The organism is Streptomyces durocortorensis (assembly GCF_016901035.1).
In the GTDB taxonomy this organism is placed as follows: Bacteria; Actinomycetota; Actinomycetes; order Streptomycetales; family Streptomycetaceae; genus Streptomyces; species Streptomyces durocortorensis.
Map to the genome: position 1 here is coordinate 1 of NZ_JAFEUF010000011.1, position 22841 is coordinate 22841.

The window sequence follows — 22841 nt, forward strand, 5'->3', positions numbered from 1 at the left end:
TTTTGTTTGTGGGTGTACTTCGTTCCTTTTTCCTTTAGCGGTACTACCCCCTAAGTTCTCCCCGGGGGGGGGGGGCGCGGGGGCGGCTGGCGGCTCACGGGGGAACCCGGGGGCGGGGGAAACCGGGGGACGGGGGAGCGGAAACCCCTCTCGACGCTCGGATCCCGGACCGTCCACGGGGGATCGAGGACAGTCCGGGAGAGAGAGTCGGCGAGAGGGCTTCCGAGGGGGAACGCCCCGGCAGCCGCGGCACGTTACGACCACGCCGCGGGCGCCGGGCCCCCCCCCCCGCCGCCCCGCCGCGCACCGCTCGACCGCTCGGCGACCAGCCGCTCGCCACCCCCGTACCGGATCACGGACGCGCACCGCCTCAGGGCCGCGCGCAGAACCGCAGGGGAGGTGGGACCGATGGACGAGTTCCTGAACGCGGCGACCGGATTCCCCGCCGTCATCTTCGGCGCCGCTCTCGTGGTCGTCGTCTGCTTCTGGCTGCTGGTGCTGGCCGGGGCCGCCGGCCACGACTCCTTCGACGGGGACCTCGACACCGGCCCGGTCGGCTTCGGCGGTGTCCCGGTCTCCGTCTCGATCTCCCTGCTGGTCGTCTTCGCCTGGTTCGGCAGCCTGACCGGTACGGTCCTGCTCCGCCAGAGCGACACCGGCAGCGCCACCCGCGCCGTGCTCGCGGTCGCCGTGCTCGCCGGGTCGCTGCTGCTCGCCTGGGCGGCCGTCCGCCTCCTCGTCCACCGCTTCCGCCGGTATTTCCCGGCGGAACCTCCGCCATCGCGGCTGGACTTCGTCGGGAGCATCTGCACGATCCGCACCGGCTCCGTCACCGCGGCCTTCGGCCAGGCCGAGGTCGTGTCGCGCGACGGATCGACGGCCATCGTGCAGGTCCGCCGGGCCGCGTCGTTCACGTCCCCCTCCCGGCTCTCCGGGCCGGGCGCCGAGGAAGCGCCGCTCGTCATGGGCGGCTCCGGGCTCCTCTACGCGTACGACGAGGACGGCGAGTTCTTCTGGGTCGCGCCCTACGACGCGGCGCTCGATCCCGGCCCGGCCGGCTGACAGCGGCGCTCGGTCCGGGGCGACCGGCCGACGTTCGTCCGGCCCGTCTCCGTTCTCCGTAACCGCGGTCACCGCCGTACCGCCCTGTGCCATTTCCGTACCCACCAGCCGCCAAGGACTCTTCTATGGATGCCATCTCCTTGGGCATCGGCGTGCTCATCGCCGTTGTCCTGCTCGTCGTCATCGCCATCGCCTTCGTCATCACCCGGCTGTTCCGCAAGGTCGAGCAGGGCAAGGCGCTGATCATCTCCAAGACCAAGAAGGTCGACGTCACCTTCACCGGGGCCGTCGTCCTGCCCGTGCTCCACAAGGCCGAGACGATGGACATCTCGGTGAAGAAGATCGAGATCCACCGCGCCGGGCGCGAGGGACTGATCTGCCAGGACAACATCCGCGCCGACATCCAGATCACCTTCTTCGTCCGGGTCAACAAGACCGTCGAGGACGTCATCAAGGTCGCGCAGTCCATCGGTACGCAGCGGGCCAGTGACAAGGCCGCCATCCAGGAGTTCTTCGCGGCGAAGTTCTCCGAGGCCCTCAAGACGGTCGGCAAGCAGCTCGACTTCGTCGACCTGTACACCAAGCGTGAGGAGTTCCGGGACCGGATCATCCAGGTCATCGGCACCGACCTGAACGGCTACCACCTCGACGACGCCGCGATCGACTTCCTTGAGCAGACCCCGATGGCGCAGCTCGACGGCTCCAACATCCTGGACGCCCAGGGCATCCGGAAGATCACCGAGCTGACCGCGATCGAGCACGTGCGGACCAACGAGTTCCAGCGCACCGAGCAGAAGGAGATCACCCGGCAGGACGTCGACGCCCGCGAGACGATCCTGGAGCTGGAGCGCCGGCAGGCCGAGGCCGAGATCAAGCAGCGCCGCGAGGTCGAGACCCTGCGGGCCCGCGAGGAAGCCGCCACCGCCCGGGTGCAGGAGGAGGAGCGGCTCGGTTCGCAGAGCGCGTTCATCAAGACCGAGGAGCAGCTCGGCATCCAGCGCGAGAACCAGGCGCGGGAGATCGCCGTCGCGCAGAAGAACCGCGAGCGCGTCATCGCCGTCGAGAGCGAGCGCATCGAGAAGGACCGGATGCTGGAGGTCATCGGGCGTGAGCGCGAGACCGAGCTGAACCGGATCGCCGCCACGAAGGAGGTCGAGGCCGAGCGTCGCGAGGTCGCCGACGTCATCCGCGAGCGGATCGCGGTGGACCGTACGGTCGCCGAGCAGGAGGAGTCGATCCTCACCCTGCGCGCCGTCGAGGACGCCGAGCGGGCCCGTAAGTCGGTCATCATCGCCGCCGAGGCGGAGGCGCAGGAAAAGCTGGTCAAGGACATCAAGGCGGCAGAGGCGGCGGAAGCGGCCTCCACGCACCTGGCGGCCGAGCAGCTCACGCTCGCCGAGGCGCGGCTCAAGACCGCGGACCTGGACGCGCAGGCCAAGCTCCGGCTGGCGGAGGGCATCCAGGCCGAGACGGCCGCGCCGGGGCTCGCCGCGGTGCAGGTCCGCGACGCGGAGGCGGACGTCACAGAGAAGGCCGGTCTCGCGGAGGCCGAGGCGACGGCGGCCCGGCTCAAGGCCGAGGCGGAGGGCGCGCGGCTCAAGGCGCTCGCGGACGCGGAGGGTACGCAGGCCCAGGCGTCGGCGGACGCGGCGGTCATCGGCGAGAAGCTGAAGGCGGAGGCCGCGGGGCTCACGGAGAAGGCGGCCGCGATGGCGGCGCTGGACGAGGCGTCGCGCGGGCACGAGGAGTACCGCCTGCGGCTCGACGCGGAGAAGGAGATCCGGCTGGCCGGCCTGGACGTGCAGCGGCAGGTCGCCGAGGCGCAGGCTTCGGTCCTGGCGACGGGCCTGGAGAACGCCGACATCGACATCGTCGGGGGCGACTCGGTCTTCTTCGACCGGCTGGTCTCGTCGGTCTCGCTCGGCAAGGCGGTCGACGGGTTCGTCGACAACTCGCAGACGGCGCAGGCGTTGGCGGGGCCGTGGCTGGACGGCTCGTCGTCCTTCACGGACGACCTGAGCCGGGTGCTGGGGTCGGTCTCCACGGGTGATGTGCAGAACCTGACGGTGTCGGCGCTGCTGATGCGGATCATGGGGTCGTCGGGGGCGGCGTCGGGCCAGGTGGAGCAGTTGCTGGCGGCGGCGCGGGAGTTGGGGCTTGCGGATCTGCCGGTGTCTTCGGTGACGAACGGTACGAAGGCGGCTCCCGCGGGTGTGTCCCTGAACGGGGCGGGAGCGACGGGGTAACCCCCCGCCCGCACCGATCAAGCCCGTCCGGCGCTTGAGGACGGAACCCTTGGCCCGGGGGGCCGGAAGGTCTGGGTGTGCGTCCCACGGGGGTGGGCGCACCAGGGCCGGGTCCGCCCGTCAGGGCAGGCTCACCCAGGCCGGGGGTTCCGTCCTCAAACGCCGGACGGGCTGGAGATGTGCCGGCCCACCGGCCCGCGGGATTCGCGTCGAAGAGCAGAACACGTAGGGAGAGCCGTACGCATGGACAGCGACATCACCGCCACCGCCACGGACACCGCCACCCCGCCCCAGGGCGAGCAGGGCGACCGTGGCGTCGTGGACGCCGGTGCCTACGAGGTGCTGCGGCGGCGGCTCTCCGCACAGGCCGGCGAGCTCGTGCGGCGGGCACAGGCGCTCAACGTACGGCGGACCGAGGAGTTCGGCTCCACCGGACTGCGGCTCCTCGCCACCGAGCAGCTCCGCACCGAGCAGGCCTCGACCCCCCGTGATCTCATCGCCGTCGGCAGCCAGTTGCTCTTCGGATTCGAGCGCGGGCCCGGAGCCCGGGGCGAGGCCGGCGTCGAGGACGTCCTCCTCGTACGGGACGCCTCCCCCGAGGACACCTCACCCGAGGAGGGGGCGCCCGCACCGGACGCCACCCTCCTCGACGACGACGGGTTCCGGCGCGAGTTCTCCTCCCTCCACCGCTACTTCCGCGACGCCCGCCTCCTCCGCCTGCGCCGGGCGGGCGGCAAGCTTCTCGCCGTCTTCCGGACCGGCGAGAACGCCGAGGACATCCGGGTGCTGCGCTGGGCGCTCGGCCCGGACGGCTCGCCGGGGGCGTTCCTCGACGCGCAGGGCGAGCGCGATCACGTCTTCCCGCCCTCGCACGACTTCGACTGGACCGTCGCCGGGCGCGACGCCCACATCCCCGGTCGACACCCGCACATCGCCATCGGCAAGAGCGGCGGCCTCTTCGTCGACACGCTCGGCGGCACCCTCACCGTCAAGGTCACCGACGACACCGAGTCGCCGGACGGGATCTACGAGGAGCCCGTCGACGAGCCGTTGCAGTCGCTGGCGGACGCCGACGTCGAGTACGCGGAGGTCGGGCCGCTGGTCCTGCTGCGCGTGCGGCCGTACAAGGAGACGGCCTGGCGCCACCTCGTCTTCAACTCCCTGCTGTCCACGGTCGAACGGCTCGACGGCATCGGACCGTCCTGCCACCGGCTCCCCGAGGACCAGGGGATCATCTTCCCCGGCGGCTACTACCTCACCACCGGCACCGCGAAGACCTTCGACACCGCCGAGGAGCTGACCGAGCCGGTCTTCGAGGGCGCCGTCCGCTCGCCCAACGGCGAGGACGTGCTCTACGTCTTCCGCTCCCGCGACGGCCTCCGCAGCCTCCTCCTCCCGTACAACCTGATCCGCCAGGAGGTCGCCACCCCGCTCACCGGGCGCGGGCACGCGCTGCTGGACGACGGGACGCTGATCCTGCTCCGGGACAACCCGGACGGGCCGGCCCGTGTGCACCCGTTGCAGCGCTGGCAGACCCCGTACGTCTCCGACACCTACGCCGCCGCCCGCCCCGCCGGGACCGGCCCGCTCGCCCGGACCGGCAACGCCGATCTCGTACGCGGGATCTCGGACTGCCTCGCCCTCGCCCACGGCGTACGGGACATGACGCCGACCACCGCCGTGTACGGGCAGCTCGCCGCCGACTGCGCCCGCGCCCAGGACCGCTACCACTGGCTGTCCGACCCCGAACTGGGCGATCTTGGTCAGCCGTTGGACGAACTGCGGGCCACCGCGCAGCAGGTGCTGGCCGAGTTCACCGCCGTACAGGAGCTGACCCGGCGGGCCGCCGACGCGCTGGAGGAGACCGCCGGCCGCATCACCGCGCTGGTGCGGCGGGTGCGCGGCGAGGTGCCCGGGTCGGCTTCTGCTTGGGTCGAGCGGCTGACCGAACTGCGCCAGGCACACGGGCACTTGGCGACGGTCGGCGAGATGCGGTACGCCGACGTCGAGCGGATCGCGGAGCTGTCGGCCCGGACCGAGGACGACATCGCCTCCGCCGCGCAGCGGGCCGTGTCGTTCCTCGCGCGCGAGGACGCGTTCGACGGGTATCACGCGGACATCGCAGGGCTCGTGGCCGACGCGGGGGCGCTGGAAACCGTACGGGACGCCTCCGCCGTGACCGACCGGCTGGCGGGAATGACGGAGGGCCTTGCCACCGTCACGGACGTCGTCGCCGGTCTCGACATCGGCGACGCCACCGTGCGCACCTCGATCCTGGAGCGGATCGCGGAGGTGCTGGGCGGGGCGAACCGGGCCCGCGCCACGCTGGACGCGCGCCGCCGGGAGCTGCTGTCCAAGGAGGGGCGGGCCGAGTTCGCCGCCGAGTTCGCGCTGCTCGGGCAGGCGGTGACGGGCGCGCTGGCCGCCGCCGACTCGCCCGAGGCATGTGACGACCAACTGGCGAGGCTGCTGCTCCAGTTGGAGAACCTGGAGTCGCGGTTCGCGGAGTTCGACGACTTCCTCGCCGAGCTGGCCGAGCGCCGCACCGAGGCGTACGAGGCGTTCTCCGCGCGCAAGCAGACGCTCCAGGACGAGCGGGCGCGGCGCGCGGAGCGGCTGGCCGGGTCGGCGGACCGGGTGCTGGAGACCATCACCCGGCGGGTGGCCGCGCTCGACGATCTCGACGCCGTCCACACCTACTTCGCCTCCGACCCGATGGTCGCCAAGATCCGCCGTACGGGCGACGAACTGCGCGAACTCGGTGACCCGGTACGGGCGGAGGAGCTGGACGGGCGGCTGAAGGCGGCCCGGCAGGAGGCGGGCCGCGCCCTGCGCGACCGTACCGAGCTGTACGCCGACGGCGGGTCCGTGATCAAGCTGGGCCGGCACCGGTTCGCGGTGAACACCCAGCCGTTCGACCTGACGCTCGTACCCTCCGGCGACCGGCTGGCCTTCGCGCTGACCGGGACCGACTACCGGGCCCCCGTCACCGACCCGGCGTTCACGGCCGCCCGGCCGTACTGGGAGCAGTCGCTCCCCTCGGAGAACGCCGCCGTCTACCGCGCCGAGCACCTCGCCGCCCGCCTCCTCGACGAGCACGGGGCGGACCGGCTCACCTCACTGACGGCCGTCGAACTGAGCAGGCTGGTACGGGAGTCGGCCGCCGAGGCGTACGACGAGGGGTACACGCGGGGCGTCCACGACGAGGACGCCACCGCGATCCTGGCCGCCCTGCTGCGCCTGCACGCGGACGCCGGGCTGCTGCGCCACGAGCCGGGGGCGCGGGCGGCCGCCCAGCTGTTCTGGGCGTACGGCGTGGACGCGGCGCAGCGCACGGCCTGGGCGCGGCGGGCGGTGTCGCTGGCCCGCGCCCGCGACACCTTCGGCCTGGCCCCGGCCATCGCCGTGCTCCAGGAGGAGTGGGCGACGGCGATCGGGCACTCCCCCGCCGCGTCGGACGGGGCGCGGCCCGAGGCGGTCGCCGCGTACCTCTTCGAGGAGCTGACCAGCGGACCCGCCGGGTTCGTCCGGTCCGCCGCGACCCGGGCGTTCCTCGACGGGTTCCACCGGGCCGCCGGGCCCGACGCGTACGCCGAGGACCTGGCGGCCCTGGGCGACGACCTGGCCGCCCGCAAGCAGCTCGTGGAGGGCTGGCTCGTCCCGTACGCCGAGTCGACGGGGGCCGTCGGGTCCACGGGGGCCGGAAGCGGGCCCGGAAGCGGGCACGGCATCGGCGGCGATCTGGCGGAGGCCGTCGCGGTGGAGCTCTGCCCGGACCTGGAGCGGTACGCGTGCGACGCGCCGCTCACCGTACGGCTGGAGGGCCTCCTCGGCGACCACCCGCGCATCGCGGGTGGCGGGGCCCTCACCGTACGGATCGACGAACTCCTCTCCCGTACCGCCGAGTTCCGCACCGACATCGTGCCCGGCTTCCGCGCCTACCAGCGGCTGCGCACCTCCGTGGTGACCGCCGAGCGCGGCCGGCTGCGGCTGGACGACCACCGGCCGCGCGTGATGTCGGCGTTCGTCCGCAACCGGCTGCTCGACGAGGTGTACCTGCCGCTGATCGGCGACAGCCTCGCCAAGCAGCTCGGCACCGCCGACGCCGACCGGCGCACCGACTCGCAGGGCCTGCTCCTGCTCGTCTCGCCGCCCGGTTACGGCAAGACGACGCTGATGGAGTACGTCGCGGACCGGCTCGGGATGGTCCTCGTCAAGATCAGCGGGCCGAACCTGGGCCACGACGTGACCTCCCTCGACCCGGACCAGGCGCCCAGCGCCACCGCCCGGCAGGAGATCGAGAAGATCAACTTCGCGCTGGAGGCGGGCAACAACACGCTCCTCTACCTCGACGACATCCAGCACACCTCGCCCGAACTGCTCCAGAAGTTCATCCCGTTGTGCGACGCCACGCGCCGGATCGAGGGCGTACGGGACGGCGAGCCGCGCAGCTACGACCTGCGGGGCAAGCGGTTCGCGGTGTGCATGGCGGGCAACCCGTACACCGAGTCCGGCGAGCAGTTCCGGATCCCCGACATGCTCGCCAACCGGGCCGACGTGTGGAACCTGGGCGAGGTGCTGAGCGGTCGCGAGGACGTCTTCGCGCTGAGCTTCGTGGAGAACGCGCTGACCGCCAACCCGGTCCTCGCCCCGCTCGCCGCCCGCTCCCGGGACGATCTGGCGCTGCTGGTGCGGCTGGCGGGCGGCAGCGATCCTTCGGCACGCGCCGAGAACCTGGAACACCTCTACTCGGCAGCTGAGTTGGACCGGATCCTGGCAGTGCTGCGGCATCTGCTCACGGCCCGGGACACCGTGCTCGCGGTCAACGCCGCGTATATCGCCTCGGCCGCGCAGACGGACGCGACGCGCACCGAGCCGCCGTTCCGGCTCCAGGGTTCGTACCGCAACATGAACAAGATTGCCGAGCGGATCGTGCCCGTCATGAACGACGGGGAACTGTCCGCCGTCATCGACGACCACTACGCGGGCGAGGCCCAGACGCTCACCACCGGGGCCGAGGCGAATCTGCTGAAGCTGGCGGCGCTGCGCTCCATGCTCACCGCCGAACAGGCGGAACGGTGGGCGGCGATCACCGCCTCCTACGTCCGTACGCAGGCGCTCGGCGGGCCGGACGGCGACCCCATGACCCGTGCCGTGGCCGCGCTCGGGCTGCTCGCGGACCGGATCGCCGCGGTGGAAACGGCGATCCAGCGCGCGGCGGACCCCCGGCATCTGCTGGCGGGTACTCAGGGAGGCGCCGGCGGCGGAGGGGTCAACGACCGGGCGGTCCCGAACCACCATGCGAAGATCACCAACACTCCACACTGACCGGGACCGATCGGGAAGACCGAGCCGGAAGGATCACGGCATGCTGGGTTTCGTGCCTCCACTTCCTCAGCAGCCGGGACGGCCGCCGTCCTCCGGCCACATGATCGTCTGCGGTGACGACGCCCTGGCGCGCCGGCTCGCCGTGGAGCTGCGTTTCGTCTACGGGGAGCGGGTCACCCTGCTCCTGCCGCCGGGCCGGGACGCCAACAGCCCCGAGACCCCGCTGACCCAACGCGGGCGGGCTGCCGCCCTGTTCGGCCGGATGTCGGCGGCGATGAACCGGACGGCCAACGGCAACGGGACCGGGGGCGGGGGCGGCTCCGGCGACACCAACGCCGGGGTCGAGGCCGTCCGCATCATGGAGGCCCCCGAGCCCTCCGACGACGTCCTGGAGGAGGCGGGCGTCGACCGGGCCGCCGCGCTCGCGCTCGTCTACGACGACGACGAGCGCAACATCCGCGCCGCCCTGACCGCCCGCCGCCTCAACCCCCGTCTGCGGCTGGTGATCCGGCTCTACAACCGCAAGCTCGGGCTCCATCTGGAGGAGTTGCTCGACCAGGCGGCGGCCGTCGCCATGCCCGGCATCGACCCGGCGCTGCTGGACGCGTCCACCACCGTCCTGTCCGACGCCGACACCGCGGCCCCGGCCCTCGCCGCCACCGCCCTGACCGGCAGCAGCAAGATCATCCAGGCCGAGGGGCTGCTTCTGCGCGCCGCCGAACGCCCGCCGCCGCGCCCCGGCGACAGCGGCGATCCCGGGCTGTGCACCCTCGCCCTGCTCTCCTCCACCACCAACGACCCCGCGGGCGCGGAGGGTTCGGACAGCAGTGGCGACGAGGCCCCGCAGCTGCTGCCCGACGAACGCGCCGTCGCCGAGGCGACCGGCCGGGGCACGGTGGTCCTCGAAGCGATCAGCCGCGCCGACCCGGCCCGGCCCGCGACCCGGATGGGCGGCAGGGGCGCACCGCTCGCCCAGATCTTCTCGCGCCGGCTGCGCTGGTCGACCCTCGGCTTCGCGCTCGCCGCGCTGTCGCTGGTGATCGCCTCGCTGTTGACCACCGAGGACACCGCGCTGCACTCCGCCTACCTCACCCTCCTCGACCTGCTGGGCATGAACGACCCGGCCGAGAAGGCACCGCCCGCCCGGCAGATCATCCAGATCCTCTCCGGCATCGCCGGGCTGCTCCTGCTCCCACTGCTGATCGCCGCCGTCCTGGAGGCGTTCGGCACCCTGCGCACGGCCTCCTCGCTGCGCCGCCCGCCGCGCGGGCTCGGGGGGCACGTGGTGCTGCTGGGGCTCGGCAAGATCGGTACGCGTGTCCTCGTACGCCTGCGGGAACTCGACATCCCCGTGGTCGTCGTCGAGGAGGACCCCGAGGCGCGCGGCATCCCGCTGGCCCGCTCCCTGCATGTGCCGACCGTCATCGGCGACGTCACCCAGGAGGGCGTCCTCGAAGCGGCCAAGATCTACCGCGCCCGCGCCCTCCTCGCGCTCACCAGCATCGACACGACGAACCTCGAAGCGGCGCTGTACGCCCGCTCGGTGAAACCGGACCTGAGGGTCGCGCTGCGGCTGTACGACGACGAGTTCGCCACCGCCGTCTACCGCACCCTGCGCACCGCGCACCCCCAGGCCCTGACCCGCTCCCGCTCGGTCTCCCACCTCGCCGCCCCGGCGTTCGCGGGCGCCATGATGGGCCGCCAGATCCTCGGCGCGGTCCCCGTCGAGCGCAAGGTGATGCTGTTCGCGGCGCTGGAAGTCGCGGGGCACCCGCAGTTGGAGGGCCACACGGTCGAGCAGGCGTTCCGGGCGGGCGCCTGGCGGGTCCTGGCCATCGACGCCACCCCGCCCGCCGACCGCAACCCGGACCTCGCCGCCCTGCCCCCGTTCGACCCGGAGGGCGACACGGCACCGCCGCCCTCCGGCCTGGTCTGGGACCTGCACCCCGGTTACGTGCTGCGCGCCCAGGACCGGGTGGTCATCGCCGCCACCCGCCGGGGCCTCGCGGAACTGCTGCGAAGGCAGCGGTCGGTGGTGGCGGGGCGGTAGGGGCGCCGCCCCGGCACCGGCTTGCGCGGTCGGCGTACGCGGTGGCGGTCGGCGTACCCGTACGCGGGCGGCTTGCGCGGTCGACGCAGGCGGTCGACTTGCGCGGGCGGCTTGCGCGGTCGGCGCACGCGGTCGCGGTCGACGGGCGCTGTTCCGGGGCCGGTTCGCGCGACCGCCTACCGGAACGCGCCCATCGCCTCCCGCACCTCGTCCAGCGTGGCCTCCGCCAGCGCGTTCGCCCGCTCGTTGCCGGCCCGGAGCACCGACCGTACGTACGTCAGGTCCTTCGCGTACTCCGCCCGCCGGGCCCGGAAGCGCTCCAGGTGGCTGTTGACCGCGTCGGTCACCGTCCGCTTCAGCGCTGCCGCCCCGCCGTCGCCGATCTCCGCCGCGACCTCGTGCGGATCCCGTTCCAGGCAGAGGGCGGCCAGCAGCACCAGGGAGGCGACGTTGGGGCGGGTGTCGGGGTCGTAGGTGATGTGCCGGTCGGCGTCCGTGGTCGCCCCCTTGAGGAGGCGGGCCGTCTCGTCGGCGGTGGCGGAGAGCGGGATCGAGTTGGCCCGGCTCTTGCTCATCTTCGTGCCGTCCGTGCCGAGCAGCAGGGGCGCGGCGGAGAGGAGGGCTTCGGGTTCCGGGAAGAGTTTCCCGTACCGCTCGTTGAAGCGTCGGGCGATGGTCCGGGTGAGTTCGAGGTGGGGCAGCTGGTCGAGGCCGACCGGGACCACGTCGCCCTTGCAGGAGAGGATGTCGGCCGCCTGGTGGACCGGATAGGTGAGCATCAGCCCGCTGACCGTGGACTGCCGGGAGTGCGCGACCTCGTCCTTGACCGTGGGGTTGCGGTTCAGCTCCGCGACGGAGACCAGGCTCAGGAAGGGCAGCATGAGCTGGTTGAGCGCGGGGACGGCGCTGTGGGTGAAGACAGTGGACCGGGCGGGGTCGATACCGAGGGCCAGGTAGTCCAGGAGCAGCCCGTCGGTGTACTCCCCCAGCCGCTCCGCGGTGTCCCGGTCGGTGATGACCTGGTAGTCGGGGATGAGGACGATGACGTCCACGCCGAGGTCCTGGAGACGGACCCGGTTGCGCAGGGAGCCGAAGTAGTGGCCGAGGTGGAGGGCGCCGGTGGGGCGGTCCCCCGTGAGGACCCGGAAGCCGGCGGGGTCCTGGGCGATGCGGCGCTCCAGGTCGGCGCTGCGGAGCTCGGCGGTGGTGGCGGGGGCGGTGCGGGGCTCGGTGGACCGGGGCTCGGCGGTGGTCGTGGTCATGGTGGGTGCCTCTCCTCGCGTGAGTGATACGTGAGGGACGGCCCCGCCGGTGAGCGCCGCTGCCGCTCCGTCTTCCGTGTCCGCGCCGTACGAGGGCAGCGAAAAGGGCCGTCCATGTCGAACGGCCCTGGTTCCGTGCAGATGCTGTGGCCGCTCCTATGAGGAGCGCCACCAGTTTCGGCACGGGACGGAGGTCATGGGCCGAGTGTAACGGCCGGGCCCTCACCGCAGGGCCAGATCGTGGAACAGCCGGGCCCTCACTGCGGGGCCAGGTCGTGGAATAGGCGGGAGGGGGCTCCCGTTGTAGGGTGTAGTTCAACGTTCAACCAAATCGGCAAGGGTCGCGAACCCCGGCCGGGACTCAGGAAGGCGGACGCCATGCAGTTCGGGATCTTCACCGTCGGGGACGTCACGACCGACCCGACCACCGGCCGGACCCCCACGGAGAACGAGCGGATCAAGGCGACCCTGGCCATCGCGCAGAAGGCCGAGGAAGTCGGCCTGGACGTCTTCGCGACCGGCGAGCACCACAACCCGCCGTTCGTCCCGTCCTCCCCGACGACGACGCTCGGCTACATCGCCGCCCGCACCGAGAACCTGATCCTGTCCACGTCCACGACCCTCATCACCACCAACGACCCGGTGAAGATCGCCGAGGACTACGCCACCCTCCAGCACCTCGCGGACGGCCGCGTCGACCTGATGATGGGCCGGGGCAACACCGGTCCGGTCTACCCCTGGTTCGGCAAGGACATCCGCCAGGGCATCCCGATGGCGATCGAGAACTACGCCCTCCTGCACAAGCTGTGGCGCGAGGACGTCGTGGACTGGGAGGGCAAGTTCCGTACGCCGCTCCAGTCCTTCACCGCCACCCCGCGCCCGCTGGACGGCGTCCCGCCGTTCGTCTGGCACGGCTCCATCCGCTCGCCCGAGATCGCCGAGCAGGCCGCGTACTACGGCGACGGCTTCTTCCACAACAACATCTTCTGGCCGGCCGAGCACACGAAGAAGATGGTCGACCTCTACCGCCGCCGCTACGCCCACTACGGGCACGGCACCGCCGAACAGGCCATCGTCGGGCTCGGCGGCCAGGTGTTCATGCGGAAGAACTCGCAGGACGCGGTACGGGAGTTCCGCCCGTACTTCGACAACGCGCCGGTCTACGGCCACGGCCCGTCCCTGGAGGACTTCACGCGCGAGACCCCGCTGACCGTGGGATCCCCGCAGGAGGTCATCGAGCGGACGCTGACCTTCCGGGACGCGGTGGGCGACTACCAGCGGCAACTGTTCCTGATGGACCACGCGGGGCTCCCGCTGAAGACGGTCCTGGAGCAGCTCGACATCCTCGGCGAGGAGGTCGTGCCGGTGCTGCGCAAGGAGTTCGCCAACCTGCGGCCGGCCGGTGTGCCGGAGTCCGCGCCCGTCCACCCGGCGGTCGCCGCCGCCCGAGTCTCCGGAAAGGAGTCCTGACCCCGATGTTCGCCACCACCCCCCTGCGCATCGTCGCCGTATCGGCCGGGCTGAGCCAGCCGTCGTCCACCCGGCTACTGGCCGACCGGCTGGCCGCCGCCGCCCGCGAGCGCCTCGCGGCCGAGCAGCACAGAGACGTCGAAATCCAGGTCGTGGAGCTCCGTGACCTCGCCGTGGACATCGCGAACCACCTGGTCAGCGGGTTCCCGTCGGCCAAGCTGCGCGAAGCGATCGACGCGGTGACGGAGGCGGACGGGCTGATCGCCGTGACGCCAGTGTTCACCGCCTCGTACAGCGGTCTGTTCAAGTCGTTCTTCGACCTGATCGACCACACCGCGCTGACCGGCAAGCCCGTCGTGATCGCCGCGACGGGCGGCACGGCCCGCCACTCCCTGGTCCTGGAGCACGCGCTGCGCCCGCTCTTCGCCTACCTGCGGGCCGTCACCGTGCCCACCTCCGTCTACGCGGCGTCGGAGGACTGGGGTTCCTCGGGCGACGAGTACACCGAGGGCCTGCCGTCCCGGATCCGGCGCGCGGGCGGGGAGCTGGCCTCCGCGGTCCTGGGCCGTACGGTCTCCGGGGCCTCGCGGACCCCGGGCCTGGACGACGGGGAGGACGCGGTCGTCCCCTTCGAGCAGCAGCTCGCGGACCTGCGGCTGGACTGAGGCCGGTGGGCCGGTGGGCCGGTGGGCCGGTGGGCCGGACACGTGGGAGGGGCGGGTCAGTGCGACCCGCCCCCACTTGTCCTATTTGACTACAGTAAGACCGGACAGACGCTGGACCGGGCTTCACCGAGCTGGAGGCAGATATGGGCAGGATCGTTGTGGGCGTCGACGGCTCCGACTCCTCGATCAAGGCACTGCACTGGGCCGTACGCCAGGCCGGGCTGACCGGGGCCACCGTGGAGGCCGTGAACAGCTGGGAGTACCCCGCCACCAGCTGGGCGTCGATGATGCCGGGCCTGCCGGAGGACTTCGACCCGCAGGCCCTGGCCACCGTCTCCCTCACCGAGGCGCTGGAGGAGGCCCTCGGCGCCGAGGGTGCCGCCGCGGTCAGCAAGGTCGTGGTCATCGGCAATCCGGCCCAGGCCCTGCTGGACCGCGCCGAGGGGGCCGACCTCCTCGTCGTGGGGGCCCGCGGCCACACCGGCATCAAGGCCACCCTGCTCGGCTCGGTCAGCCTGCATGTCACCCAGCACGCGCCGTGCCCGGTGACGGTCGTACGCGACTGACGTACGAGTGAGGCGGCCGGCCCTGCCAGGAAACAAGGGGCCGTTGTCAGTGAGGGCTCCTATCGTGTGGTCATGACCCCTGCTCTCTTCGGGCGCGACCATCCCGCCGGCGTTCTCCGTGCGGAGATCGCCCGGGCCACGGACAGCCACGGCGGTCTCGTGCTGGTCACCGGCGAGGCCGGGATCGGCAAGAGCACCCTCGTCACCGACGCCGCGCACGAGGCACGGCGGCGCGGGGCGCTGGTGGTCGGGGGTTCCTGCTGGGACTCGGACAACACCCCGGGCTACTGGCCCTGGGTCCAGATCCTGCGTGGCCTGCGCCGGTCCGCCACGACGGCGGAGTGGGCGGCGGCCCAGGAGGCGTCGGACGGCCGGCTCGCCGTGCTCCTCGGCGACCCGGCCGCCGTCGCCACGGGCGGTCCCCACGGAAGCGAGGCCGGCGCGGAAGCCGGTGCGCCGGGCGAGACGGGCCCGCCCGGTGGTGACCGGCCGGGCGGGGGACCGCCGGGCGCGGGGTCGCCGGAGGGGGCTGAGGCCTTCGGGCTCTACGACGCGGTGACCACGGCCCTCGTCACGGTCTCCCAGAGCCGGCCGCTGGTGGTCGTCCTCGACGATCTGCACAGCTCCGACCCGGCCTCGCTGCGCCTGCTCGAATTCGCCGCCCAGCACGCCTGGTTCGAGCGGCTGCTGCTGATCGGCACCTACCGGGACGTCGAGGTGGAGGCCCCCGGGCACCCGCTCCAGCAGCTGATCCTGCCGCTGGTCTCGCGCGCCGCCGCGACCCTCACCCTGACCGGCCTCGGCCGGGACGAGGTCGGCGCGCTGATGACGGTGACGACGGGCCGCGAGCCCGCGCCGCAGCTGGTCGACGAGGTCCACCGGCGCACCGGCGGCAACCCCTTCTTCGTCGAGCAGACCGCCCGGCTCTGGCACAGCGGATCCCCGGTCTCCACCATCCCGCCCGGCGTGCGGGAAGCGGTCCGGCAGCGGCTCGCCCTGCTGCCGGAGCCGGTCGTCTCGCTGCTGACCAGCGCCGCCCTGCTCGGCCGGGAGTTCCGCCGGCAGGTCCTGGCCGTCGTGCACGGCTCACCGGTCCCCCACGTGGACCGGCTGCTGGAATCGGCCGTCGTCGCCCGGGTCGTCGTCCCCCGCCCGTCCGGGCAGTACGCCTTCGCCCACGACCTGCTGCGCGAGACGCTGTACGCCTCGCTGGACGACACCGGGGCCCGCGAACGCCATGCCGCCGCCGTACGGGCCCTGGACGCGCACGGCGGCCTCGGCGACGCGGTGCCGCCCGGCGCCCTCGCCCGGCACGCCCACCTCGCCGGCGGTGCGCTGGACCGCGACCGCCGCATCGACCTGCTGCTGGCCGCCGCCCGGGACGCCTCGGGGCGCCTGGCCGACGAGGAAGCCACCGAGCACTACCGGCGCGCCCTCGCGGTGGCGTCCGCCGCGTCGGCCACCGCGTCGGGCGCGGCGGGCCCGGACCTCCGGCGGGCCGTGCTGATCGGTCTCGACCTCGCCGCACAGCTCCGGCACGCGGGGGAAAAGGCCGAGGCACAACGGCTGCTGGACCGGTCGGTCGCCCGGGCCCGGGAGCTGGACGAACCGGAGCTGCTGGCCCGGGTGGCGATCACCCTCCACCGGGAGGGGTTCATGGGCCGCCCAGGCGTGTCCACGATGGGTCTCCTCGCCGAGGCGCACCGCAGGATCACCGGCAAGGACGGCCAGGAGAACCTCTCCGACGACCGGCTCGCCCAGGAGCTGGCCATCAACTTCATGGCGCTGGCCCGGGGCGGCTCGGACGACGAGGCGCTCGCCTTCTCGCTCTGGGCGCGCCACGACTCCGTGTGGGGCCTCGGCTCGGCGGTGGAGCGGCTCGGGCTGACCGACGAGATGACCGTCGTCGGCCGGCGCACCCAGCACCAGGACATGGAGCTGCACGCGACGTCCATGCGCTGGGTGGCACTGCTGGAGCTGGGCGACCCGGCCTTCCTCGACCAGTTCCGTACGTATCTCCGGCTCGCCGAGCTGACCGCGCTGCCCCGGTTCGCCCTGGGGGTCGCCGTGGACACCAGCCTGATCGCCTCGTTGCAGGGCCGGTTCACCGAGGCGACCGCCGCGCTGGCGGACGACGCACTCGACCCGGAGAACAACGACCATGCGGCCTTCGGCTTCATGGGGCACCACCTGCACTGGGCGCTGCATCTGCTCCAGGGCCACTTCGCCGAGGCCGAGGAGACGCTCGACGAGCTTCCGGGCTCCGGGTATCCCTACCCCGCGCTGCTGGAGGCGGTCACCGCGGTCGAGCAGAGCGACGCCACGCCCGCGCTGCGCCTCATCGCCGAGCATGCGGACCGCGCCGCCCCCTACCCGCGGGCGTTCATGCCGCTCTGGCTCCGGCTGCTGGCCCAGACGGCCGTGGTGACCGGCGAGCCACGGCTCATCGCCCGCGCGGAGGACGAGCTGACGCCCTACACGGGCCAGTGGGTCGTCTCGCTGTACGGGTGCGACATCAGCGGCCCCGTCGACCTCTGGCTCGGCATGCTCGCCGCCGCGCGCGACGACCAGGACGCGGCGGTGGCGGCGCTCACCGAGGCCGCCGCCTCCTCGGACCGCCTCGGCGCCCGCCCCTGGGCCGTACGCGCCCGGCTGTGCCTGGCCCGTTCGCTCCTCGCCCGCGCCGGGGCGGGCGACGCCGAACAGGCTCGTCAGCTGCTCGGCGAAGTGGCGCGGGAGGCGGGTGAGTTGGGCCTGCACCACGTGGAGGCCGAGGCGGCCCCACTCCGCACGGCCCCGCCCACCGCCACCACTACCGCCGCAGCCGACGCCTCCGCCGCCACCTCCGTCTCACGGGCCCAAGACCCGGTCGCGGCCCAGGCCCCGGTCGCGGCACAGGCGGCACAGGACCCGGTCGCAGCGCCGGACCGGAGCAGGGGCGGGGCCTCGGCCGAACCATCACTCCAGGCATTCACCGGGGCATCGCCCGGACCATCGCCCCAGGCACCCGCCAAGGCGTCGGCTGGGGCATCGACCGGGCCACGGTCCGTCGTACCGCCCGCCGAGTTCCGGCGGAACGGGCCGGTGTGGCAGCTGCGTTGGGACGGGGTGACCGTGCACGTCCCGGACGCCAAGGGGTTGCGGGACCTGCACAGCCTGCTGGGACTGCCCGGCGCCGACGTCCCGGCCGTCCAGCTCCTCGCGCCCGAGGGCGGGGACCTCGTCGTCGCCGCCGGGCAGTTCGGCGGCGATCCGGTGCTCGACGAGGAGGCCAAGCGCCGCTACAAGGAGCACCTGGCCCGGCTGGACGCCGAGATAGACGCAGCCGCCGCCCGGGACGACACCCGGCTGGTGGAGCAGTACGGCCGGGAGCGGCAGGCCCTCCTCGACGAGCTGCGCACCGCTGCCGGGCTCGGCGGCCGGACCCGCCGGCTCGGCGACCAGACCGAGCGGGCCCGCAAGACGGTCACCGCCCGGATCCGCGACACCCTGCGCAAGCTGGACACCCTGCACCCCGCACTGGCGGCCCATCTGAAGGCCTCCGTGACGACCGGGACCACCTGCGCCTACCGCCCCGAGCACGCCCCCGACTGGCGACTCTGACCCACCCCGCCCCGGACCGCCCCAGGCCTCGGGTAACGACTCCGTCGGTGCTCGCGCCGCGCCCGAGCCCGCCTGGAACACCCCGGGCCTCCCGGCCCTCAGGACACCGGGGCCCGGGTGTCCGCCGCTACGCCTCGACGACCACGTCGGCCACGGCGCACGCCACGTTGTCGGGCCCGCCCGCCTCGCGGGCCAGGCGGACCAACCGGCGTACGGCCTCCTCCGGGGCGTCCGCCGCGATGACCGCCGCCCTCAGATCCGCCTCGTCAACCACCGCCGACAGGCCGTCCGAGCAGAGCAGATAGCGGTCCCCCGCCATCACATCCCGCAGGCGGACGTCGGGGCGGCACGCCACGGCCACCGGGGCGGACCGGGCCTCGCCGACCAGCGCCTTCAACAGCAGTGCGGGGCCCGGGTGGGAAGCGGCCTCCTCCCGGCTCAGCGAACCGTCGTCGATCATCGACTGGACCAGGCTGTGGTCGTGCGTGATCCGGAACAGCTCCCCGCCCCGCAGCAGATAGGCCCGCGAGTCCCCGATGTGCACGAGCCCGAGCCGCGATCCGGTCCACAGCATCGCGGTGAGCGTGGTCCCCGAACCGTCCGGATCCGCCCAGGGCGCGACCGCGTCCCGGACCGCCCGCGCAGCGGAATCCGCCGTGTCCTCCAGGGCGTTCAGCAGCTCCGCGGCGGACAGCGCGCCCTCCTGCGCGCCCCACCCGGAGGGCTTGAGCGCCTCGATCGCCGCAGCACTCGCCTCGGCCCCGGCCTCCCCGAAACCGTCGGCGACCGCCAGCAGCCGGGGCCCCGCGAACGCCGCGTCCTGGTTCGCCGTACGCACCACCCCGGTATCGGTCAGCGCCGCGCACCGAATCACGAGCGGCACCGCCCCCGTGCCCCCGGTGTTCCCTGTGGCTCCCGCGTTCTCCGGGTTGCCTGCGTTCTCCGTGTTGCCCGGCATCCGTGACATGGCCCTGCCCTCCGCTGACAGATGGTCGACGAGGTACATGGCCAGATCGCGGCGGGCCGCCGTCTCGGCCTCCACCCGCGCCCAGTAGGCCCGGATCTCCACGGCTGCGGCGCCCGCGTCGAGCGTCACGACCCGTCCGATCCGGCTCAGCGGCATGCCGATCCTGCGCAGCCACGCCACGAGCCGAGCCGCTTCCGCCTGCGCCGGGTCGTAGTACCGGTAGCCGTTCACCGGGTCGACCAGGGCGGGTCGGAGCAGACCCAACTCGTCGTAGCGCCGGAGCGCCTTGGCGGAGAGCCGGGACAACCGGGCGAACTCCCCGATCGTCACCAGCTCCCCGCTCGCGGCGCCCACCGCACGGCCTTCGCGTTCCACCCCGTACCTCCTCGTACCGGGCGGCTTCCGCCCGGCCCCACCGATGCTGGGGCTTCCCCCGCGGGGAAGGTCAAGAATGCACGGGGCGGGCCCGTCCGCGATCGGTCACTTCCGGTTGTAGAGCCGCATCGTCGCCGAGCCGAAGACCACCAGGAGCACCCCGGCCCAGCCCAGCGTCCAGGCGATCTCGGTGGCCGGCCAGGCGCCCTCCATCAAGTCACGCACCGCCGTGGCGAGGTGGGTGACCGGGCTGTTGTTCACGAAGGCCTGGAGCCAGCCCGGCATCGTCTTCGGGTCGACGAAGACATTGCTGAGGAACGTCAGCGGGAAGATCACCATCATGCTGACGCCCATCACCGACTTCTCCGAACGCAGCAGCAGCCCGAACATCGTCCAGATCCAGGAGAACGCGAACGAGAACACGATCAGCAGCGCGATGCCGGCCAGCACGCCGAGCACACCGCCGTCCGGACGGAAGCCGATGGCCATGCCGACGGCGAGCATCACGAACGACGCCAGCAGATAGCGCAGGACATCGCCGAGCAGATAGCCGACCATCGGAGCGGGCCGCCAGATCGGCAGCGTGCGGAACCGGTCGAAGACACCCTTGGCGATATCGGTGTTCACCGCGATGCCCGTGTACATCGTGATCATCACGACGCTCATCACCATGATGCCGGGCAGCAGGAACTGGATGTACTCCTCGGTGGAGCCGGCCAGCGCGCCTCCGAAGAGGTACGTGTACATCAGGACGAGCATGATCGGGAAGGCCGTCACATCGAAGAGCTGCTCCGGCACATGCTTGATCTTCAGCATGGCGCGCCAGCCGAAGGTCAGCGATGCCGACAGGGCGCTGGGCCTCGGCGGGCGGCCCTGGCCCACCAGGAGCGCGGCGAGGCGTTCCCTGTCCGGCGCGGCGAGCTCGACGCCCTCAAGCTCCGTCTTGGCGGTCGCGGTGCTCATGCCGCCACTCCCTTCTTGTCCGTGAGTGCGAGGAAGACCTCGTCGAGGCTGGGCTGTCCCAGCGAGAAGTTGTCGACCGTGATGCCGCACCGGGCCAGCTCGGCCAGCGCTCGCCCGGCCTGCTCCGCCGCGCCCTGCTCGGTGCTCTGCCCGTCGACCCGGGCGGTCAGCGCCACCGGGTCCGCGTCCAGCTGGACCTCCGCGTCGAGCGCGACCGTCAGGACCTGCTGCGCCTCGGCCCGCTGGCCGGCGTCCCGCAGCCGCAGATGGACGGTGCCGGAGCCGACGGAGGCCTTGAGCTCCCCCTTGGTGCCCTCGGCGATGACCTTGCCGTGGTCGATCACCGCGATACGGGAGGCCAGCTGGTCGGCCTCGTCCAGATACTGGGTGGTCAACAGGACCGTGGTGCCGTGGTCGACGACCGCCCGCACGATGTCCCACACCTGGTTGCGGCTGCGGGGGTCGAGTCCGGTGGTCGGCTCGTCCAGGAACAGCACGTCCGGGGTGTTCAGGATGGACGCCGCGATGTCGATGCGCCGCCGCATGCCTCCCGAGTAGTTCTTCACCTGCTTGTCCGCCGCCTCGCTCAGACCGAACCCGTCGAGCAGCTGGGCCGCCCGGTCGCGGGCCGCCGGCTTGGAGTGCCCCAGCAGCCGGCCGAGCAGGACCAGGTTCTCCGCGCCGGTCAGGTCCTCGTCCACCGAGGCGTACTGGCCGGTCAGGCTGACCCGGCTGCGGACCGCGTCGGCGTCCTTCACGACGTCCTTGCCGAACACCCGCGCCGAGCCGCCGTCGGGGCGCAGCAGGGTGGCGAGCATGCGGACGGCGGTGGTCTTGCCCGCGCCGTTGGGTCCGAGGACGCCGTAGACGGTGCCGGTGGGGACCGCGAGGTCGATGCCGTCCACCGCGCGGTTGTCGCCGAAGACCTTCACCAGCCCCGTGGTCTCGATGGCCAGTTCAGTGCTCATGATCCATTCCTTGTGGGTCGTCGATGGGAGTCTGCGTTGTGCCGCCGGTACCGAGGAAGGTCACGAGACGTAGGGGCGGACGGCGCGCGCCTCGCGCAGGGCCCAGCCCCACCAGCCGAGCTGGTCGAGCATCAGGCCCACGGACCGGTCCCGGCCGGTGTCGCCGGAGTGCTCCTCCAGCGGCTGCCGGAGGAAGTCGAGCGCGACCCCGTTCCTCAGGGTCACCGTGTGCAGTTCGGTGAAGACCGAGCGCAGCTGCTCCACGGCGTACAGCCCGGCGGAACCGTGTCCGTAGCTCACGAAGGCGACCGGCTTGGTCTGCCATTCCTCGTAGGCGAAGTCGATGGCCTGCTTCAGGGAGGCGGGGAACGAGCGGTTGTACTCCGGGGTGACCACGACGAAGGCCTCGGCCTTGGCGATCTCCTCGGTGAACTCCGTCATCTGGTCGGTAGCCCGCTCCGGGTAGTGCACCGGGAAGTCGAAATCGGCGAGGTCCAGCACAGCGAGGTCCAGCTCGCTGCGGTTCCGGGCCCGCTCCATGAACCAGCGGCCGACCACATCGCCGATCCGGCCTTCGCGGGTGCTGCCGATGATCACCGCGACGCGCAGCGGAAGGCTGCCTTCCCCGCCCGGGCCCTCGCCGGGGCTGTCGTCCGTCGCCATCGTGCGCTCCTCCTCCCGCGACCTCCGCCGTCTCCCGGCCCCGGCCGGCCCGGTCCCCCGTCCGGGCCGTTCCGCTCCCTCAACTCTTGGGCGCCAGACGCGGGGGCGGGGCCGCCAGATTGAATCTGGCGGCCGCGTACACGGTCGGAAAGCCCGGATGCCGGACGGGCCTCAGGGCTCCCGCGTGTAGAAGTAGTAGTACGACACGACGAGGACACCTGCCCCGACGACCAGCCCCAGACCGGCCGACCGCAGCACGCTGGTATCGGTGAGGCTCACCAGGAAGCCGATCGCACACGCGGTCAGCGCGCCGTAGGCGACCGCTCGCAGCTCGCGCGGCAGAGAGCGCTGGATCCGGCCCAGCACGAAGCAGAGGGCCGCCAGAGCAACACCGGAGACGAGCCCGAGCAGGACCTGCCCGCCGGTGCTGGGGCCGCCGTCGCGGCGGATGAACGCCGCGTAGAACCCGTAGATCACGCCGAGCACCAGAGGCAGTGCCCAGGCGAGCGAGGTGTGATGGCGGGTCCGCGCGTGGGCGCGGCTCCCCCTTCGGCCGGGCATGGCTGCGTGTGTGGCCATCGCGGACAGCTCCTTCCGTCGCCCCCGTCGCACGCCCCCGTTTCTCCAGAGCACACCCGACCGCGCCGCCCGGC

14 protein-coding genes are annotated in these 22841 nt (G+C 72.7%); 8 read left to right on the top strand and 6 right to left on the bottom strand.

Annotated elements, in window-relative coordinates; genetic code table 11:
* Nucleotides 1–408: 408 nt before the first annotated feature.
* The 4 genes from JS521_RS04010 (at nt 409) to JS521_RS04025 (ending at nt 10686) form a co-directional block, all read left to right on the top strand.
* Entirely contained in the window at nt 409–1062 is a 654-nt protein-coding gene (locus tag JS521_RS04010; RefSeq protein ID WP_205081316.1) for a hypothetical protein, read from the top strand.
* Between the two features lie 125 nt (nt 1063–1187).
* The gene (locus JS521_RS04015; protein WP_205081317.1) at nt 1188–3308 is read left to right on the top strand and encodes a flotillin family protein; all 2121 of its coding nucleotides are present in this window, start codon (nt 1188–1190) and stop codon (nt 3306–3308) included.
* Nucleotides 3309–3551: 243 nt separating this feature from the next.
* Nucleotides 3552–8636 (top strand): DNA repair ATPase, encoded by a 5085-nt coding sequence (locus JS521_RS04020; RefSeq protein ID WP_205081318.1) that lies wholly within the window; start codon nt 3552–3554, stop codon nt 8634–8636.
* Nucleotides 8637–8676: 40 nt separating this feature from the next.
* Entirely contained in the window at nt 8677–10686 is a 2010-nt protein-coding gene (locus tag JS521_RS04025) for an NAD-binding protein (protein ID WP_205081319.1), read from the top strand.
* Between the two features lie 176 nt (nt 10687–10862).
* Here JS521_RS04025 and trpS read toward each other — a convergent pair whose 3' ends face one another.
* Complete coding sequence (trpS, locus tag JS521_RS04030; protein ID WP_205081320.1) at nt 10863–11948, bottom strand: tryptophan--tRNA ligase; 1086 nt, start codon at nt 11946–11948, stop codon at nt 10863–10865.
* A gap of 378 nt (nt 11949–12326) precedes the next feature.
* On the opposite strand from trpS, the gene JS521_RS04035 reads away from it, so the two are divergent.
* From JS521_RS04035 to JS521_RS04050, 4 genes are all read left to right on the top strand, one after another.
* A complete protein-coding gene (locus JS521_RS04035) occupies nt 12327–13418 on the top strand; it encodes an LLM class flavin-dependent oxidoreductase (protein ID WP_205081321.1) in 1092 nt (363 codons plus the stop codon).
* Between the two features lie 5 nt (nt 13419–13423).
* Complete coding sequence (locus JS521_RS04040; protein ID WP_205081322.1) at nt 13424–14083, top strand: FMN reductase; 660 nt, start codon at nt 13424–13426, stop codon at nt 14081–14083.
* A 143-nt stretch (nt 14084–14226) separates the two neighbouring features.
* A complete protein-coding gene (locus JS521_RS04045) occupies nt 14227–14649 on the top strand; it encodes a universal stress protein (RefSeq protein WP_205081323.1) in 423 nt (140 codons plus the stop codon).
* Between the two features lie 72 nt (nt 14650–14721).
* A complete protein-coding gene (locus tag JS521_RS04050) occupies nt 14722–18252 on the top strand; it encodes an ATP-binding protein (protein ID WP_205081324.1) in 3531 nt (1176 codons plus the stop codon).
* Between the two features lie 127 nt (nt 18253–18379).
* Here JS521_RS04050 and JS521_RS04055 read toward each other — a convergent pair whose 3' ends face one another.
* The 5 genes from JS521_RS04055 to JS521_RS04075 all read right to left on the bottom strand — a co-directional run bounded on the left by JS521_RS04055 (nt 18380) and on the right by JS521_RS04075 (nt 22767).
* On the bottom strand, nt 18380–19594 hold the full coding sequence (locus tag JS521_RS04055; RefSeq protein WP_205081325.1) for a MerR family transcriptional regulator: 1215 nt from the start codon (nt 19592–19594) through the stop codon (nt 18380–18382).
* A 105-nt stretch (nt 19595–19699) separates the two neighbouring features.
* Nucleotides 19700–20557, bottom strand: coding sequence for an ABC transporter permease (locus JS521_RS04060; protein ID WP_205081326.1), 858 nt, complete (start codon nt 20555–20557; stop codon nt 19700–19702).
* Nucleotides 20554–21525: an ATP-binding cassette domain-containing protein gene (locus JS521_RS04065; RefSeq protein WP_205081327.1), complete on the bottom strand. Its 972-nt coding sequence runs from the start codon at nt 21523–21525 to the stop codon at nt 20554–20556. The genes JS521_RS04060 and JS521_RS04065 overlap by 4 nt, the downstream gene beginning before the upstream one ends.
* 60 nt (nt 21526–21585) lie before the next feature.
* Nucleotides 21586–22188 carry an NADPH-dependent FMN reductase gene (locus tag JS521_RS04070; protein WP_205081328.1) on the bottom strand — a complete coding sequence of 201 codons (603 nt, stop codon included), beginning with the start codon at nt 22186–22188 and terminating at the stop codon, nt 21586–21588.
* A 171-nt stretch (nt 22189–22359) separates the two neighbouring features.
* On the bottom strand, nt 22360–22767 hold the full coding sequence (locus JS521_RS04075; RefSeq protein ID WP_205081329.1) for a hypothetical protein: 408 nt from the start codon (nt 22765–22767) through the stop codon (nt 22360–22362).
* Between the last annotated feature and the right edge of the window lie 74 nt (nt 22768–22841).

Coding starts and splice junctions, on each gene's coding strand:
- JS521_RS04010 (WP_205081316.1), top strand. CDS start 409: ATGGACGAGTTCCTGAACGCGGCGACCGGATTCCCCGCCGTCATCTTC.
- JS521_RS04015 (WP_205081317.1), top strand. CDS start 1,188: ATGGATGCCATCTCCTTGGGCATCGGCGTGCTCATCGCCGTTGTCCTG.
- JS521_RS04020 (WP_205081318.1), top strand. CDS start 3,552: ATGGACAGCGACATCACCGCCACCGCCACGGACACCGCCACCCCGCCC.
- JS521_RS04025 (WP_205081319.1), top strand. CDS start 8,677: ATGCTGGGTTTCGTGCCTCCACTTCCTCAGCAGCCGGGACGGCCGCCG.
- trpS (WP_205081320.1), bottom strand. CDS start 11,948: ATGACCACGACCACCGCCGAGCCCCGGTCCACCGAGCCCCGCACCGCC.
- JS521_RS04035 (WP_205081321.1), top strand. CDS start 12,327: ATGCAGTTCGGGATCTTCACCGTCGGGGACGTCACGACCGACCCGACC.
- JS521_RS04040 (WP_205081322.1), top strand. CDS start 13,424: ATGTTCGCCACCACCCCCCTGCGCATCGTCGCCGTATCGGCCGGGCTG.
- JS521_RS04045 (WP_205081323.1), top strand. CDS start 14,227: ATGGGCAGGATCGTTGTGGGCGTCGACGGCTCCGACTCCTCGATCAAG.
- JS521_RS04050 (WP_205081324.1), top strand. CDS start 14,722: ATGACCCCTGCTCTCTTCGGGCGCGACCATCCCGCCGGCGTTCTCCGT.
- JS521_RS04060 (WP_205081326.1), bottom strand. CDS start 20,557: ATGAGCACCGCGACCGCCAAGACGGAGCTTGAGGGCGTCGAGCTCGCC.
- JS521_RS04065 (WP_205081327.1), bottom strand. CDS start 21,525: ATGAGCACTGAACTGGCCATCGAGACCACGGGGCTGGTGAAGGTCTTC.
- JS521_RS04070 (WP_205081328.1), bottom strand. CDS start 22,188: ATGGCGACGGACGACAGCCCCGGCGAGGGCCCGGGCGGGGAAGGCAGC.
- JS521_RS04075 (WP_205081329.1), bottom strand. CDS start 22,767: ATGGCCACACACGCAGCCATGCCCGGCCGAAGGGGGAGCCGCGCCCAC.